General features: G+C 69.7%; 12 protein-coding genes. 4 read left to right on the top strand and 8 right to left on the bottom strand.

What is annotated here, in order from left to right; translation table 11 throughout:
• Positions 1–18: 18 nt before the first annotated feature.
• The gene (locus tag H9L17_RS03115) at positions 19–2,085 is read right to left on the bottom strand and encodes a S9 family peptidase (protein WP_187570908.1); all 2,067 of its coding nucleotides are present in this window, start codon (positions 2,083–2,085) and stop codon (positions 19–21) included.
• A 142-nt stretch (positions 2,086–2,227) separates the two neighbouring features.
• Entirely contained in the window at positions 2,228–4,168 is a 1,941-nt protein-coding gene (locus H9L17_RS03120) for an OPT family oligopeptide transporter (protein ID WP_187570909.1), read from the bottom strand.
• A 206-nt stretch (positions 4,169–4,374) separates the two neighbouring features.
• On the opposite strand from H9L17_RS03120, the gene H9L17_RS03125 reads away from it, so the two are divergent.
• A complete protein-coding gene (locus tag H9L17_RS03125) occupies positions 4,375–6,141 on the top strand; it encodes a peptide MFS transporter (RefSeq protein WP_187570910.1) in 1,767 nt (588 codons plus the stop codon).
• A 76-nt stretch (positions 6,142–6,217) separates the two neighbouring features.
• The gene (locus tag H9L17_RS03130; protein WP_187570911.1) at positions 6,218–8,227 is read left to right on the top strand and encodes a M13-type metalloendopeptidase; all 2,010 of its coding nucleotides are present in this window, start codon (positions 6,218–6,220) and stop codon (positions 8,225–8,227) included.
• Positions 8,228–8,351: 124 nt separating this feature from the next.
• Here the strand turns inward: H9L17_RS03130 and H9L17_RS03135 are convergent, their stop codons facing one another.
• Both H9L17_RS03135 and H9L17_RS03140 read right to left on the bottom strand, forming a co-directional pair.
• Positions 8,352–9,020, bottom strand: coding sequence for a rhomboid family intramembrane serine protease (locus H9L17_RS03135; protein WP_187570912.1), 669 nt, complete (start codon positions 9,018–9,020; stop codon positions 8,352–8,354).
• Between the two features lie 41 nt (positions 9,021–9,061).
• Positions 9,062–9,400 carry an MGMT family protein gene (locus tag H9L17_RS03140; protein WP_343044054.1) on the bottom strand — a complete coding sequence of 113 codons (339 nt, stop codon included), beginning with the start codon at positions 9,398–9,400 and terminating at the stop codon, positions 9,062–9,064.
• Between the two features lie 49 nt (positions 9,401–9,449).
• On the opposite strand from H9L17_RS03140, the gene H9L17_RS03145 reads away from it, so the two are divergent.
• On the top strand, positions 9,450–9,860 hold the full coding sequence (locus tag H9L17_RS03145) for a hypothetical protein (RefSeq protein WP_187570914.1): 411 nt from the start codon (positions 9,450–9,452) through the stop codon (positions 9,858–9,860).
• A 73-nt stretch (positions 9,861–9,933) separates the two neighbouring features.
• Here the strand turns inward: H9L17_RS03145 and H9L17_RS03150 are convergent, their stop codons facing one another.
• Positions 9,934–11,055 carry an inorganic phosphate transporter gene (locus tag H9L17_RS03150; protein ID WP_187570915.1) on the bottom strand — a complete coding sequence of 374 codons (1,122 nt, stop codon included), beginning with the start codon at positions 11,053–11,055 and terminating at the stop codon, positions 9,934–9,936.
• Between the two features lie 13 nt (positions 11,056–11,068).
• Complete coding sequence (locus H9L17_RS03155) at positions 11,069–11,695, bottom strand: DUF47 domain-containing protein (protein ID WP_187570916.1); 627 nt, start codon at positions 11,693–11,695, stop codon at positions 11,069–11,071.
• A 264-nt stretch (positions 11,696–11,959) separates the two neighbouring features.
• Here H9L17_RS03155 and H9L17_RS03160 point away from each other — a divergent pair, with 264 nt between their 5' ends.
• The gene (locus H9L17_RS03160) at positions 11,960–13,276 is read left to right on the top strand and encodes a hemolysin family protein (RefSeq protein WP_425507386.1); all 1,317 of its coding nucleotides are present in this window, start codon (positions 11,960–11,962) and stop codon (positions 13,274–13,276) included.
• A gap of 12 nt (positions 13,277–13,288) precedes the next feature.
• Here H9L17_RS03160 and H9L17_RS03165 read toward each other — a convergent pair whose 3' ends face one another.
• Complete coding sequence (locus H9L17_RS03165; protein ID WP_246455155.1) at positions 13,289–15,427, bottom strand: putative bifunctional diguanylate cyclase/phosphodiesterase; 2,139 nt, start codon at positions 15,425–15,427, stop codon at positions 13,289–13,291.
• The gene (locus H9L17_RS03170; protein WP_187570917.1) at positions 15,424–16,320 is read right to left on the bottom strand and encodes a phosphate/phosphite/phosphonate ABC transporter substrate-binding protein; all 897 of its coding nucleotides are present in this window, start codon (positions 16,318–16,320) and stop codon (positions 15,424–15,426) included. The genes H9L17_RS03165 and H9L17_RS03170 overlap by 4 nt, the downstream gene beginning before the upstream one ends.
• Positions 16,321–16,410 lie beyond the last annotated feature (90 nt).

Genomic DNA, 16,410 nt, shown 5'->3' on the forward strand with positions numbered 1-16,410 from the left:
TCCCCGTGGTCGGCGCGGTCACTGGCCGATGTGCTGCTTCAGCCAGGCGTTCACCGTCTCGTGCCACTGCACGCTGTTCTGCGGCTTCAGCACCCAGTGGTTCTCGTCCGGGAAGTACAGGAATTTCGACTCCACGCCCTTGCGCTGGTTGGCGGTGAACAGCGCGATGCCCTGCTCCACCGGAATGCGGAAGTCCTGCTGGCCGTGGATCACCAGCATCGGCACCTTGAAGTTGGCAACAAAGTTGGCCGGGTTGAACTTCTGGTAGCCGGCCGGGTTGTCGTACGGCGTGCCGCCGTTCTCCCACTCGCTGAACCACAGCTCCTCGGTGGCGTAGCCCATCGCGTTGTTCTCGAACACGCCATCGTGACTGACCAGGCACTTCCACGGCTCGTTCCAGTTGCCCGCGATCCAGTTGACCATGAAGCCGCCGTAGCTCGCGCCCAGCGCGCAGGCCTTGCCGCCGTCGAGGAACGCGTACTTCTGCTGCGCCGCCGCCCAACCCTTCTGCAGGTCTTCCAGCGGGCGGTCGCCCCAGTGGCCGCTGATCGCGTCGGTGAACTTCTGGCCGTAACCGGTGCTGCCGTGGAAGTCGATCATCACCACCGCATAGCCCTGCCCCGCGTAGGTCTGCGGGTTCCAGCGGTAGCTCCAGCCGTTGCCGAAGCTGCCCTGCGGGCCGCCGTGGATCAGGAAGGCGACCGGGTACTTCTTGCCGGCGACGTAGTTCCACGGCTTCACCACGTAGCCGTGCACGGTTTCGCCGTTCCAGCCGATGAAGGTGAACTGCTCGTAGGCGCCCCAAGCGACATCCGGCAGCATCTCGCCGGCGCTGGGGGTGATCGCGCGCGCCGGCGCCTTGCCGTCGGCATTGGTGGTCGCGACCACGTCGCCGGTCTTCAGCGAATTGCGCGAGTACGCCAGCGTGTCGCCGGCGAGGTCGAAGGACGAGACGCTGCCGTCCTTGACCACGTTCTCCACCTCGCCGTTGGCGAGCGAGATGCGGAACAGCGGGTGCTGGCCGAGTTCCTGAGCGGTCGTGTAGATCCACTTGCCATCGGCCGAGAGCGCGATGCCGTCGGCGGACGCGTCCCAGCGCGGCGCGATTTCCCTGGCCGTACCCGAGGCGATGTCCATCGCCATCAGCGCGAAGCGGTCGGCCTCGAAGCCGGGGCGCGCCATCGCGCGGTAGTACAGGGTATTGCCGTCGGCGGAGAACACCGGGCCGGCGTCCCAGGCCTTGTTGGCGGCGGTCAGGTTGCGCGCGCCGCTGCCGTCGGCGTCGACCAGCCAGATGTCGAAGTTGGTGCTCCACGGCTCGGCGCGGTCGGCTTGGCGCACGCTCATCGCCACCGACTTGCCGTCGGGCGACCACGCGAAATCGCCGAGGTCGCCGAACGGCTTGGACGGGATGTCGCCGTGGATGTCGCCGCTGAGCAGCGTCGCCGAGGCCAGCATGGCGTCGCCGCCGAGCTTCGCCGCGAACACGCGGTTCAGGCGGCCGTCGTTCCACGTGTCCCAGTGGCGGATGAACATGCGGTCGAACACCTTGCCGGTGGACTTCACCGCGTCGGCGTCGTCGAGCTTCTTCTTCGTGCAGGCCAGGTCGGCCTTGCAGTCCGGGAACACCGCGAACGCCAGCGCGACCTGCGCGCCGTCGGGCGAGAGCTTGTAGCCGTCCACGTCGAGGGCGAAATCGGTCAGGCGCTTCGCCTCGCCGCCGGCGGCCGGCATCGCGTACAGCTGCATCGAACCGGACTTCGCGCTCAGGAAGTACAGGGTCTTGCCGTCCGCCGAAAACGCTGGCGAGTTGACGCTCCAGCCCTCCGGCGACACCTGCTTCGGCGGCGCGTTGTCGCGAGTGACCAGGTTGCGCATCCACAAGGTGGTGGCGGACTTGTTGCTGTCCTTGTTCACCGTGCGCTTGGCGAACACCAGCACGCGCCCGTCCGGCGACAGCGTCGGCGAGGAATAGCGGTCCATGTAGGCCATGTCCTGCACGGTGAAGCCGCGCTGGGCGGCATTGGCGACGGCCGGCAGGGACAGCGCGAGGGCGAGCGGGAGGATGGCGTGGCGAAGAGTCATGGCGATGTCCTTTGGTTCAAGCCCCTCCCCTTTGCGCGCAGCGCAAGGGGGAGGTTGGAAGGGGGGCTTTTTGCGCGCAACCGGGAAAGCACCCCTCCCCGGCCCTCCCCTTCGCCTGCGGCGAAAGGGAGGGAGAACAGCATCAGGCGTTCGGGTTGGCCTTGGCGCCGGTGCGGTAGATCAGCCAGCCGACCACGGCCAGCACGATCAGGCCCACCGTCTGCCCGAAGTGGAACTGCTCCGGCAGCGCCAGCACGTCGGCGCGCTCGCTGACCACGATCGGGATCGCGATCAGGATGCCCATCAGCGCCTCGCCGGTGATCAGGCCGGCGGAGAACAGCACGCCGGGGCGATGCACGCGGTCGCGCAGCGATTCGTCGTGGGTGCCGACGATGCCGTGGCGCTTCTCGACGATGTGCGCCAGCAGGCCGCCGAGGAAGATCGGCACCATCAGCTCCAGCGGCAGGTAGATGCCGATGGCCGCGGCCAGCACCGGCACGCGGAAATTCGAATTGCGCGACTTCAGCCAGCCGTCGAACGCGATCACCAGCGCGCCGATGCCGGCGCCGACGGCGATCATGTCCCAAGGCAGGTGGCCGCCGAACAGCCCCTGCGCCACCGACGCCATCAGCGTCGCCTGCGGCGCCTGCAGCGAACCGGGGCGGGTGGGATCGCCGATGCCGTAGGCCTGCGCCAGCAGGTTCAGCACCGGCGCCATGATCAGCGCGCAAGAGAACGCGCCGATGCCCAGCATCAGCTGCTGCTTCCACGGCGTCGCGCCGACGATGTAGCCGGCCTTGAGGTCCTGCAGGTTGTCGCCGCCGACCGCCGCCGCGCAGCACACCACCGCGCCGATCATGATCGCGGCCACCGCGCCGATCTTGGAGTCGCTGCCCAGCAGCAGCATCAGCACCACCGAGGCGAACAGGATGGTCGCGATCGTGATGCCGGACACCGGGTTGTTGGACGAACCCACGAGGCCGGCGAGGTAGGCCGACACCGACACGAATAGGAAGCCGGCCACGATCATGATGAGCGTCATCGGGATGCTCACGCCCCAGTTCTGCACGATGGCCTGGTACAGGCCCAGCAGCGGCAGCACGAACAGCAGCAGCGCGATCAGCATCCACTTCATCGGCAGGTCGCGCTCGGTCTCCGGCAGGTCGGCGCCGCCCGAACCCTTGCGCGCGGCCGCGATCCCGCTCTTGACGCCCGACAGCAGCGAGTTGCGCAGCGAGAACAGCGTCCAGATGCCGCCGATCAGCATGGTGCCGACGCCGAGGTAGCGCACCTTCTCCGCGCGGATCAAACCGGCGGCGTCGGCGGCGCTCAGGCCGGCGAGCTTGGTGGCAAACACCGGATCGAACGAGGACGCGTAGGCGTGGTAGATCGGAATCGCGATGTTGTAGGCGAGGATGCTGCCGGACACGACCACGATCCCGATGTTGAGGCCGACGATGTAGCCCACGCCCAGCAGCGCCGGCGACAGGCCGGTGCCCATGTAGCCCAGGTACTTGCCGAAGAAGCCGGCGCCCGCCGCGTTGTCCGGAATCATCCGCAGGCCGCTCTCGGCGGCCAGCTTCACCAGCGCGCCAATGGTCGCGGAAATGCCGAGGATCTTCAGGCCGGGGCCGGGATTCTCGCCCGCCTTCAGCACTTCGGCGGCGGCCTTGCCCTCGGGGAACGGCAGCGGCTCCTCGACGATCATCGAGCGCCGCAGCGGCACCGAGAACAGCACGCCGAGCAAGCCGCCGAGGCCGGCGATCGCCAGCACCCAAGAGTATTTGAAGTCCTGCCAGTAGCCCAGGATGATCAGCGCCGGAATCGTGAAGATCACGCCGGCCGCGATAGAAGAACCCGCCGACGCGCCGGTCTGGACGATGTTGTTTTCGAGGATGGTGCCGCCGCCGAGCAGCCGCAGCACGCCCATCGAGACGACGGCGGCGGGGATCGCAGTGGCGATGGTCAACCCGGCGAACAGGCCGAGGTAGGCGTTCGCGGCGGACAGGATCACCGCCAGGATCACCGCCAGTACCACCGCGCGGAACGTGAGCTGCGGCGCAGCCTTACCTGGATTCGACATCGGACGCCTCGTCAGGGATGCAATCGGCGAAACGTAGCCGCTGCGGGGGTGCAAGTCCAGTGCGAGGCGCCGTGCGATGGCGCAGGGATGCGGGGCCGCATCACCCCAACGCGCCCGCTGGAACGCGGGCGCACTCCCCGATACTCGCTTGGTTGGGGCGATGCGGCCCCGCATCCCCCATACTTCTTCGTCTCCGGGGGACACAAATGCAGACCACCACTCAGGCCGATCCGGCCGCACGCAACGACTTCCTCGGCCACCCCAAGGGGGTCTACGTCTGCTTCTTCACCGAGATGTGGGAGCGCTTCTCCTTCTACGGGATGAAGGCGCTGCTGCTGCTCTACCTCACCAAGTACCACCTGTTCGGCGACAAGGCCGGGCTCGACCTGCTCGGCGCCTACGGCGGGCTGGTGTATTGCATCCCGGTGATCGGCGGCCTGCTGGCCGACCGCTGGCTGGGGATGCGCAAGGCGGTGACGTTCGGCGGCGTGCTGCTGGTGCTGGGCCACATCGGCATGGCGTTCGAAGGCCATGCGGCGACCCTGCAGGGCGGCGCGGCGGTGCGCGACGAGGGCGCGCTGAAGGTCATGTACCTGTCGCTGGCGCTGATCATCATGGGCGTCGGCTTCCTCAAGCCGAACATCTCCACCATCGTCGGCAAGCTCTATGCCGACAACGATCCGCGCCGTGATTCCGGCTTCTCGCTGTTCTACGCCGGCATCAATCTCGGCTCGCTGTTCGCCTCGCTGGTCTGCGGCTACGTCGGAGAAACCTGGGGCTGGAAGTACGGCTTCGGCGCGGCCGGCATCGGCATGCTGGCGGGCCTGGCGATGTTCCTTTGGGGACAGAAGTACCTGCACAGCCATGCCGAACCCGCCGATCCCGCCTCGCTGCGCCAGCGCGTCGCCGGCGTGCCGCGCGAATGGCTGATCTACGCGCTGGCCGTGCTCGGCGTGGTGCCCGTCGCCTGGCTGATGTGGGCGGCCGCCAACGGCGCGTTCGCGCTCGGCGGCGAAGTCTCGCTGGCGCTGCTGCTGATGATCGTGGTGCTGGGCGCGGTGCTGCTGTGGTTCGCGTGGTTCACCGGCACCCGCTGCACGCCGGTGCAGCGCCAGCAGATGATCGCGATGATGGCGCTGATCTTCATGGCGCTGGTGTTCTTCACCCTGTACGAGCAGACCTACGGCTCGTGGGTGACCTTCACCGACCGCCTGCTGACCAAGGACATCGTGCCGGCGATGGTGGTGCGCGACGGCACGCCGTGGCCGTGGTCCACGCTGTCGCTGCTGCTGGCGCCGCTGGCGTTCTTCGCGGCCGCGCGGATGTCGGACCGCGATCCGGCATCGACCGCGCCGCGCGCGCTGTTCCTCGCGGTGAGCGCGCTGATCCTGGTGCTGCTGGTGCGCGACTGCGTGGCGCTGCCGCAGACCGCCGGCTCGCTGACCTATCTCGGCGCGTTCTTCCTGGTCGCGCTGGCGCCGCTGTTCTCGGCGCTGTGGGGCTGGCTGGACAAGCGCGGCGCCGATCCGTCGAAGCCGGCGAAGTCCGCCGTCGGCCTGCTGTTCGGCGGCCTCTCGTTCATCCCGCTGGCGCTGGCCGCGCAGCAGGTGGGCGCCAGCGGCGCGATGGCCAGCGTGTGGTGGCTGGTACTGGCCTACCTGGTGCTGGAGATCGGCGAGATGTGCCTGTCGCCGGTCGGGCTGTCGGCGGTGACGCAGCTCGCCGTGCCGCGCGTGGTCAGCCTGATGATGGGCACCTGGTTCCTCGCCACCGCGTTCTCGGAAACGCTGGCGGCGCTGTTCGGCAAGCTGGCCGCCATCGACGTGCCGGAAGGCGAGACCATGGACATGGCCCTGGCCGCCGCCAAGTACGAACACTTGTTCTGGCTGATGACGTGGATCGGCATCGGCTGCGCCGCGCTCGCCTTCCTCGCCGCGCCGTTGCTGCGGCGGATGATGCACGGGGTGAAGTGAAGCTGAATCCGCGGGGCGGAACCGCGCCCGGATGCGCTGCTACACTCGGGCGCTTCCTCGCACCGAGTCCCGCCGCATGCCGACACCGCGCCCGCTTGCCCTCGCCCTGATCGCCGCCCTCGTCGCCAGCCTCGCCTCGCCCGCGAGCCTCGCCGCGAAGAAGAAGCCGGCGCCGAAGAAGGCAACCGTGTCGCCGGCCTGCACCGATTTCTACGCCGAAGCCAACAAGGGCTGGCTGGCCGCCAATCCGATGCCGTCGGCGGGCGCGATCTCCGCGCTGGGCCAGCTCACCGCGCGCGCGCAGCAACAGCAGCGCGACCTGCTGGACGGGGCGATGGGTTCGCCGCAGAACAACGTGCAGAAGCTGCTCGGCGACTTCTGGGCCAGCGGGCTGGACGAAGCCGCCGTCGAGCAGGACGGCGCCGCACCGGTCGCGCCGCTGCTCAAGCGCATCGATTCGATCCGCAAGGCCAAGGACGTCGCCCCGGCGATCGCCGCGCTGCACCAGGTCGGCATCCCGGTGGCGTTCGGCTTCAATGCCGACGTCGACCTGCGCGACCTCGACCGCCACCTCGGCTACTTCACCCAGGGCGGCCTCGGCCTGCCCGATCCGGCCTACTACACCCGCACGGATGCCGACACCCAGGCGCTGGTCGCCCGCTACGCCGACTACATCCGCAAGATCCTCGCCCTGACCGGCGTCGCGCAGAAGGACATCGAGACGCAGACCGCGCTGGTGCTGGATCTGGAAAAACGCATCGCCGCCGCCGCGCGTCCGCTGGTCGACCTGCGCGATCCGCGCAACAACTTCGCGCCGGTCGCCACCGCCGGCCTCGGCAAGCAGTACAAGAACCTGCAGCTGGACGCCTTCCTGAAGGTGCAGGGCGTCAACGACGACACCGTCTCGCTGGCAAACCCGGCGATGTTCGCCCAGCTCGACGCGCTGGTCGGCTCGCTGAAGCCCGAGGAATGGCAGGCCTATCTGCGCTGGCGGGTGGGCGACGCGATGGCGCCGTACCTGGCGAAGTCGTGGCGCAACGCCGCGTTCGATTTCCGCGGCAAGGTGCTGCTCGGCCAGGCCGAGCCGGCGCCGCGCTGGCAGCAGGTGCTGGATGCGATCAACCTCGCCGCCGGGCCGATGCTGGGCCGCGAATACGCCGCCAAGCACCTCTCCGACGCCAGCCGCAAGCAGGCCGAACTCATCGCCGGCCAGGTGCGCGACGCGCTGGTGCAGAACCTCGGCCGCGGCGGCCTGTTCGGCGACGCCGCCCGCGCCGAGGCGCAGAAGAAGCTGGAGCGCCTGCGCATCGAGATCGGCACGCCGCGCCGAGACCTCGACTACAGCGTGCAGCCGATGGGCCGCGGCAGCTTCGGCGGCAACATGCTGATCGCCTCCACCTGGCGGCATCGCGAGGAGATGAAGCGGATCGGCCGCGGCAACGCCGACCGCCGTTGGGACGTGCTGCCGCAGCAGCCGGCGCTGGCCTACGACCTCGCCCACAACCGCCTGATCGTCACCGCCGCGATGCTGCAGGCGCCGGTGCTGGACGAGGCGATGCCGCCGGACAACCAGTACGGTGCGTTCGGCGCCTTGGTCGGGCACGAACTCAGCCACGCCATCGACGACCGCGGCCGCCACGTCGACGCCAAGGGCGACGTGCGCGACTGGTGGGGCGCGGGCGAAACCGCCGCCTGGGGCACGCTCTCCGGCAAGGTGGCGACGCTGTACGGCGCCCTGCCCTATCCGGGCCTGACCGGCGCCAAGGTCAACGGGCAGTTGACCCGCGACGAAGACATCGCCGACCTGGCCGGGCTGGAACTGGCGCACGCCGCCCTGCTCGCCGCGCATCCGGACGGCGGCGCGCAGGCCGACAAGGCGTTCTACACCGGCTGGGCGCAGCTCTGGGCGCAGCAGGTCACCGCCGACGAGGCGCAGATCCGCGCGCAGCAGGACGTGCGCGCGCCGGGCCCCGTGCGCGCCAACGCGCCGGCGATGCAGCAGGCGGCATTCGGCGCGGCCTTCGCCTGCAAGATCGGCACGCCGATGCAGCCGAAGGCGGAAGATCGGGTGATCGTGTTTCCCTGACGGCGCGGGCAAGGATGTTTGACGCGGATCAACGCGGAAAATGCGGATAAAACTTCTGAATCAGCTGTTCATCCGCGTCTTTCCGCGTTGATCCGCGTCCAAGAATCTCGATCCTCCGCCCGCCTCAGCGCACGATCCGCATCTTCGGCCCGCCGCGGCCGCGGCCACCGAACGGCGGCTGCCCGCGCCAATGGCGGATCAGCAGCCAGCCGAACAGCATCCCGCCGAGGTGGGCGAAGTGCGCCACGCCCGGCTGCAGGCCGGTGATGCCCACGCCCAGCTCGAACAGGCCGTAGACGATCACCAGCGTGCGCGCCTTCATCGGGATCGGCGGGAACAGCAGCATCACCCGCTGGTGCGGGAACAGCATGCCGTAGGCCAGCAGCAGGCCGAACACGCCGCCGGACGCGCCGATGGTGGGATAGGGATCGGCGCCCTGCGCCATCGCGTAGGAACCGACCAGCAGCTGGCACAGCCCCGCGCCGACCACGCACACCAGGTAATAGGTCAGGAAGCGGCGCTCGCCCCAGGTGTATTCCAGCGGCGCGCCGAACATCGCCAGCGCCAGCATGTTGAACGCGAGATGCAGGAAGCCGCCGTGCAGGAAGCTGTAACTGAGCAGCTGCCACGGCATGAACGCGGGCGCCATGCCGGCGGGATCGTAGGCGCCGTCGCTCCACGGCCACAGCATCAGCGCCAGCAGGCGGTCGTTGCCCAGCAGCGATTGCAGCAGGAAGCCGATGCCGTTGGCGATCAGCAGCGCCTTGGTGATTTTCGGCAGATTGAACGGCATCCGTGCGGCGTCCCTGTTTCGTTGCAGCGCATCATAGCCGGTCAGCGCGGCCCCCAGACCGCCGCGTCCAGCGTCGCTTCATCCTCCAGCAAGCGCACCCGGCCGTTGCGCACGTCCACGCCCTCGGCGCGCAGGCGCTGGCTCTGTTCGAGGAACTCCGGCGAATCCGCCGGGAAGGCGATGCGCCCGTCGGAGCGCAGGATGCGGTGCCAAGGCAGCGCCGGGTCGTCGTTCTGGCCGAGGATGCGCGCCACCAGCCGCGCCCGCCCCGGCAGCCCGGCGCGGCGGGCGATGGCGCCGTAGCTGGCGGCCTGCCCGCGCGGCACCGCGCGGATCGCGGCGAGGATGCGCTGCTCGGGCGTGGCGGGCTTCGCTTTCATGTTCCGGGTTAGCATAGCCGTTCATCCATCCGCCCGATCATCGCCCGCCATGGACAACTTCGAGCAGATCCGCAGCCATCTGGTCTCCGCCGGCTACCGGCTGATCCTTCAAGAGCCCTTCGTGGTCTGCGTCGAACTGTCGCTGGCGCAGGGCAAGCGCCATCAGGCGATCTTCCTGTCCGAGCTGCAGGACGACGACGGCCGCTGCTACCTGCGCGCCAGCACCGCCATCGCCCCCACCACCGGCATGGACGCGCGCCGCGCGCTGGCCTTCAACTGGGCCAGCCGGGTCGGCTACCTCGCCATCGGCGAACTGGACGGCGTGCCCTACCTGCAGCTGTGCGAGAACCGCCCCTACGACTGCCTGCACCCGGCCGAGATCGACCGGCTGGTGCTGGAGATCGGCGGCACCGGCGACGAGATGGAGCGGCGGATGTCGGCCGGCGGCGACCTGCTGTAGTCGCGGCATCGCGATCCGCATACGGAAACGCCGGCGCGAAGCCGGCGTTTTTCGTTCTGGAAGCCAGAAGCGTTTACGCCCAGCCGGCGAGCGCCAGCAGCCTGTAGAAGCCCCAGGCCACCGCGCCGGACGCGGGGATGGTGAGGATCCACGCCCACACGATCCGCTCGATCGTGCCCAGCTTGAGCTTGCGCGGGTTCTTGGCGAAGCCCACGCCCATGATCGCCGTGGACACGGTGTGCGTGGTCGAGACCGGCATGCCGAAGTGCGCCGCCGTCATCAGCACCGTGGCCGAGCTGGTGTCCACGGCGAAGCCGTCCAGCGGATGCAGCTTCACCATCTTGTGGCCCAGCGTCTTGATGATCCGCCAGCCGCCCGAGGCGGTGCCGGCCGCCATCACCAGCGCGCAGGTGACCACGATCCACGTCGCCACGCCGTCGCCCACCGAACCCTTGGGGTGGATGAAGGACAGCCACGCCGGCAGGTCGTTCAACGCGCCGCTGGCTTCCGCGCCCACCAGGGTCAGCGCGATCACGCCCATGGTCTTCTGCGCGTCGTTGTGGCCGTGCGCATAGCCCATGTAGGCGGCCGAGGCGATCTGCAGCTTGCCGAACGCCGCGTTGATCCAGCGCGGACGCGCCAATCGCCGCAGGAAACCACCGGTGCGTTCCAGCCCGGCGATCAGCGCCCACAGCAGCACCATCAGGGTCAGGCCCAGCAGGAAGCCGACCACCGGCGAGGTCACCATCGGCACGATGACCTTCCAGACCAGGCCCTTGCTCTTGGTCCAGTCGGCGGCGCTCTGGATCCAGATCAGCGAATCCCAGTTGTTGTGCGAGGCCGACATCGCCGCGCCGCACAGCCCGCCGATCAGCGCGTGCGAGGACGAGGACGGCAGCCCGAACCACCAGGTCACCAGGTTCCACACGATCGCGCCCAGCAGCGCGCACAGCACTAGCTGCGAGGACGCCTCGACCACGCCGGTGTTGACGATGCCGGTGGCGATGGTGGCGGCCACGGCGGTGCCGGTGAGCGCGCCGAACAGGTTGGTCGCCGCCGCCAGGCAGACCGCCTGGCCGGGGGTGAGCACCTTGGTCGCGACCGAGGCGGCGATGGAGTTGGCGGTGTCGTGGAAGCCGTTGATGAACTCGAAGACGAGCGCGGCGGTCACCACCACGAGGACAAGCGTCAGCATGGCCCCGGTCCCGTCAACTGTTCTTCAACACGATCTGGTACGCCACCACGCCGGCCTCTCGGCAGCGGTCGATGGCCTTTTCCAGGATCTCGAAGAACTCCTTGAGCAGGAACATCTGCAGGCTGTCGAGCTTGCCGGAGTAGATCTCGCGGTACAGCTCCAGCATCAGCCGGTCGGCCTCGTTCTCGATCGAGCGCAGCTTCTCGTTGAGCGCGGTCATGCGGTCGAGGTTCATCCGTTCCAGCTCGTCCACCATCTGCACCACCACCGCGGCGGCCTGCTCCAGCATCGCCGCGCGCGGGGCGAAGTCGATGTGGGCCAGGTGCTGGGTCGCCAGCGCGTAGCGGTCGGCGAACTTCTCGATCTGCTTGGGAATCTTGTGCAGGGCCGAGCCCAGCGCCTCGATGTCCTCGCGCTCGATCGGGGTGATGTAGCTGTCCACCAGCGCCTGGCTGATCTTGTCGGCGGCGGTGCGCTCGCGCAGGCGGGCCAGCTTGAAGGCGTCCAGCGCCGGCTGGCGGTCGGCCTCCTTCATCATGGCGTGCAGGGCCTTGGCGCTGTCGAGGGCGGCGGCGGCGGCATCGTCCAGCAGCGCGTAGAACTGCGTGCCGGAGCCGAAGATGGTTTGCAGGGAGAACATGGGCGGCCCGGTCTCGATGTGTAGAAATGGTTGCAACGATAAGGCGCAATTATGACGGCTGGATGACAAGCCGGCATGCCGGCCGCCGCCGGGCCCCGCCACGGGACGGCCGGGACGCCCCTGCTATGATGCCCCCGCGCCGCCGGCGCAACACATGGACGCCTCCTTACCGCCGCCGCCCCGCTTCCCGCTCGCCGCGCCGCCTGCCGCGGCCGCCTCGCCGTGGCGCGTCCCCGCCCCTTCCCAAGCCTCCGGTGAAACCCCGTGCTGGAACTGTTGCTCCTCGTCCTCGCCCTGATCCTGCTCAACGGCTTCTTCGCATTGTCGGAGATGGCGGTGGTCACCTCGCGCAAGGCGCGGCTGAAGCAGCAGGCCGCCACCAGCCGGGGCGCGCGCAAGGCGCTGGAGCTGGCGGAACGCCCGGAGCGCTTCCTGTCCACCGTGCAGGTGGGCCTGACCCTGATCACCATCGTCACCGGCATGCTGGGCGGCGACGCGCTCGGCAGCCTGATCGGCCAGTGGCTGGCCGCGCACGTGCCCGCGCTGGGTGAATACGCCGGCACGCTCGGCACGGTCCTGGCGGTGGGCCTGATCACCTACCTGAGCATCGTGCTGGGCGAACTGCTGCCCAAGCGGCTGGCGCTGCTGGCGCCGGAGCGGCTGGCCGCCGCGGTGGCGCTGCCGATGCACTGGCTGTCGCGCATCGCCAGCCCGGTGGTCTGGATGCTCAGCGCCACCGTGAGCGCGCTGCTGAAGCTGATGCGCGCCGGCGACAGCAGCGGCTCGCAGGTCACGGAAGAGGAAATCCAGCTGCTGGTGAGCGAAGGCCACGAGCAGGGCGTGTTCGACCTCGACGAGCGCAACATGCTCAACCGGGTGATGCGGCTGGGCGACCGCACCGCCGACAGCCTGATGACGCCGCGCACCCGGATCGCCTGGCTGGACGCCTCCGCGCCGCTGGCGGACAACCTGGCGACGATGCAGGAGCACGAGTTCTCGCGCTATCCGGTCTACCGCGGCGACGACAGCGACGTGGCCGGCGTGCTGGAAGTGAAGACCCTGCTGGACGAACTGGGCCGGCCGCAGCCGGAGCTGTTCCGCGACATCCGCCCGGCGCTGTTCGTGTCCGAATCCACCCAGGCGATGAAGCTGCTGGAAATCCTGCGCGAGGAACAGCAGTCGCTGGCGCTGGTGGTCGACGAATACGGCGACATCCAGGGCATGGTCACGGTCAGCGACATCGTCGACGCGGTGATCGGCCGGTTGCAGACCGGCGGCGACGGCGACGGCGAGGAGGCGCTGGTGGTGGAGCGCGACGACGGCTCGCTGCTGGTCGACGGCGGCCTGCACGTGGACGAGCTGCGCGAGCTGACCGGCGAGCGCCTGCCCGACGCCGAGGAACTCGAATACCGCACCGCCGCCGGCCTGGCGATCGCCCGCTTCGGCCGCATCCCGCACGTGGGCGAGCATTTCCGGATCGGCCCGTGGCGGGTGGAAGTGGTGGACCTGGACGGCCCGCGCATCGACAAGCTGCTGCTGCAGCGCGACCCGCCCGCGGCACGGATCGAAGGCGACGGCTGACGCGTCCCGCGCTCAGCCCAGCAGCGCGGTGAACTCCTGCCCGGACTGCGGGTGGCCCAGCCAGTAACCCTGCACCAGATCGCAGTCGCGCTCGCGCAGCAGGTCGAACTGCCCCACCCGCTCCACGCCCTCGGCCACCACGGTGACGCCCATCGAATGCGCCATCGCGATGATCGCGCTGGTCAGCGCCAAGTCGTCGGGGTCGCGCAGCAGGTCGGTGATGAAGCTGCGGTCGATCTTCAGGCCGTCGGCCTGCACCCGGCGCAGGTGGCTGAGGCTGGAATAGCCGGTGCCGAAATCGTCCAGCCACACCTTCACGCCGAGCTGGCGCAGCCGGCCCAGCAGCGCGACCGCATTGGCCTCGTCGCTGATGACCGCGGTTTCGGTCAGCTCCAGGTGCAGCCGCTCCGGCGCCAGCCCGCTCTGCTGCAGCGCGCCCGCGACCTGCCGCAGCAGGTCGCCGCTGCCCAGCTGGCGGGCGGAGACGTTGACCGACACGAACGGCGGCTCGCCCGCGCCCGGCGGCACCGGCCAGCTCGCCGCCTCGGCGCAGGCGTTGCGCAGCGCCAGCAGGCCGATGTTCTCGATCAGGCCGCTCTGCTCGGCGACGTCGATGAACACCGACGGCGCCACCGCGCCGTCTTCCGGGTGGTTCCAGCGCAGCAGCGCCTCGGCGCCGACCAGCACCCGGTCGCGGGTGCGGTAGATCGGCTGGTAGACCAGGCTGAGCTCGCCGCGATCCCAGGCGCCGCGCAGGTCGTGCTCCATGCGCACGCGCCGCTCGATCGCCAGGTCCATGGTCCGGCTGTAGAAGCGGTAGCAGTTCTTGCCCGCCATCTTGGCCTGGTACATCGCGATGTCGCCGTTCTTCATCAGCAGCGAGGCGCTGCCGGCGTCCTCCGGGAAGATCGCCACGCCCACCGACGCGCCCAGCAGCACCTGCCGCCCGTGCAGCAGCATCGGCTCGCTCAGCGCCAGCACCAGCGCCTCGGCCAGCCGGATCGCCTTGCCGCGCACGCCCGCGTCGGGCTCCGGCCCGCCGGACTGCACCAGGATCACGAATTCGTCGCCGCCGAAGCGCGCCACCAGCGTGTCCGCGCCCTCGACGCCCTGCACCGCCCGCTCGATGCGCGCGGCGACCTGTAAGAGCACCTCGTCGCCGGCCTCGTGGCCGAGGGTGTCGTTGACCCGCTTGAAGTCGTCGAGATCGGCGAACAGCAGCGCCAGCTGGCAGCCCGCGCCCTGCTGCTCGCGCAGGCGCTGCTCCAGCGATTCGCGGAACGCCAGCCGGTTGGCCAGCCCGGTCAGCGCGTCGCTGTAGGCGACCCGGCGGATGTCGCGGTCGTGCCGCGCCACGCTTTCGCGCATGCGGCCGAAGGTGCGGATCAGGTCGCCCAGCTCGTCCTCGCGGCGGCTGTCCGGCACCGGCGAGGAGAAGTTGCCGGCCTCGATCTCGCGGGCGGCGTCGCCCAGCATCCGGATCGGCTTGACCAGCATGCGTTGCAGGATCGCGGCGCCGACCAGCGACACGGCGGCGAAGCCGCAGCACAGCAGCAGCAGCCAGTTGAGGCTGCGCCGGTTGACGTCGTCGAAGCCGGCGCGCAGGCCGTCCAGCGCGCGCCCCTCGGAGCGGGCGACGGTCGCCATCGAATAGCCGATGCGCACCCCGCCCAGCCGTTCCTCGCCGATCGAGATCGGATACGACACGTCCAGCAGCTCGCCGTTCTGGCGGGTATGCGGCCCCTTGGCGGCGACGATCTCGGCGGCGAACGGGTCGTTCATCGGCCGGCCGTAGGCGGCGATGTCGCCGGAGCCGTCGTGCAGGATGCGTCCGTCGGCGTCGTAGACCAGCACGTAGTCCACGTCCGGCGCGCGCAGCGCAGCGCGGGTGAGGATGCCGATCGCGTCCAGGTCGAAGTAGTACAGCGGGTTCGCCAACGCATCGGCCAGCTGCCGCACCTGCGCCTCGCCGCCGGCGCGCATCTGCTCGGCCAGCAGCGCGTGGGTGCTTTCGCGGACGATGCCGACGATCTCGCGCTGGCTGCCCTGCTGGCGGTTCCACAGCAGCACCATCATCAGCACGACGATCGCGAGCACCAGCAGGATCGCCACCTGGAAGCGCGATTGCAGGGTCAGGCCGGCGCGCTTCACTCGACCTCCGTGCGCACGCGCTGCACGCCGTTGGCGAGGCGGTCGAGCGCGCGCCGGTCGTCGTCGCCGATCGGCACGAAGTGCGCGGTGTCCATGAACCGCCGCAGCGCCTCGCCGGCGTCCGGGTCCTGCGCCGCCGCCATCAGCACCTCGCGCAGCCGCGCCTCCACCTTCGGGTCCAGGCCGCGCCGCGCCAGCATCAGCGCGCGCGGCACGTCGTCGCTGCGGCCGACGATGCGGAAGTCGCGGGCGAACGCCGGCGGCATCCGCGCCGGGTTGATCCAGTCCAGGTTGCTGAGCACGCCGGCGTCGACCAGCCGCTTGTGCACCCAGGTGGTGATGTTGAGCTCGGTGCGGGCGAACACGTAGCCCACCCGGTCCGCGCCCGGCTTGTCCATCGGCGACAGCAGCAGTTCCAGCGATTCACCGTCCTCCAGCAGCTTCGCCGCCGGCAGGTAGTAGGCGCTGGTCGAATACGGGCTCTGGAAGGCGACGCTGCGCCCGGCCAGGTCGTGCAGCGTCCGCACCGGGCTGTCGCGGCGGACGAAGAACAGGCTGTGGTAGCGGGTGGCGCCCTCGCGCTCGGTGATCAGGAACGAGCGCGCCACGCCGCGATGCTCCAGCACCGCGGCGTTGCCGGCGGTCTCGTTGATCCAGTCCACCCGGCCGCGGCGCAGGTAGCTGCTCATCTGCTGCAGGTCCTTGGCCATCAGGATGCGGCCGCCGCGGATGCCGACCGAGGCCATGCGCGGGATGACGTAGTCCAGCAGCGGCTTGAGCTGGTCGTAGTGCGCCTTCGGATCGTCGCTGACGCGGCCCAGCACCAATATGTCGGCGTCGTCCCCGGGCGGGACTTCCCGCGTGCGGCTTTCCTGCGCGAAGACGGAGGGCATCCATGCCAGCAACAGGCACAACAGGCACGACAACGCTGGCGTGAAGCGGCGCATGGATGCGTGCAGAGCCCCCCTGGCTTCCTACGTCGG

It is taken from the genome of Thermomonas brevis (genome assembly GCF_014395425.1).
In the GTDB taxonomy this organism is placed as follows: Bacteria; Pseudomonadota; Gammaproteobacteria; order Xanthomonadales; family Xanthomonadaceae; genus Thermomonas; species Thermomonas brevis.

Coding starts and splice junctions, on each gene's coding strand:
- H9L17_RS03125 (WP_187570910.1), top strand. CDS start 4,375: ATGCAGACCACCACTCAGGCCGATCCGGCCGCACGCAACGACTTCCTC.
- H9L17_RS03155 (WP_187570916.1), bottom strand. CDS start 11,695: ATGTTCTCCCTGCAAACCATCTTCGGCTCCGGCACGCAGTTCTACGCG.
- H9L17_RS03170 (WP_187570917.1), bottom strand. CDS start 16,320: ATGCCCTCCGTCTTCGCGCAGGAAAGCCGCACGCGGGAAGTCCCGCCC.
- H9L17_RS03120 (WP_187570909.1), bottom strand. CDS start 4,168: ATGTCGAATCCAGGTAAGGCTGCGCCGCAGCTCACGTTCCGCGCGGTG.
- H9L17_RS03150 (WP_187570915.1), bottom strand. CDS start 11,055: ATGCTGACGCTTGTCCTCGTGGTGGTGACCGCCGCGCTCGTCTTCGAG.
- H9L17_RS03130 (WP_187570911.1), top strand. CDS start 6,218: ATGCCGACACCGCGCCCGCTTGCCCTCGCCCTGATCGCCGCCCTCGTC.
- H9L17_RS03140 (WP_343044054.1), bottom strand. CDS start 9,400: ATGAAAGCGAAGCCCGCCACGCCCGAGCAGCGCATCCTCGCCGCGATC.
- H9L17_RS03135 (WP_187570912.1), bottom strand. CDS start 9,020: ATGCCGTTCAATCTGCCGAAAATCACCAAGGCGCTGCTGATCGCCAAC.
- H9L17_RS03115 (WP_187570908.1), bottom strand. CDS start 2,085: ATGACTCTTCGCCACGCCATCCTCCCGCTCGCCCTCGCGCTGTCCCTG.
- H9L17_RS03145 (WP_187570914.1), top strand. CDS start 9,450: ATGGACAACTTCGAGCAGATCCGCAGCCATCTGGTCTCCGCCGGCTAC.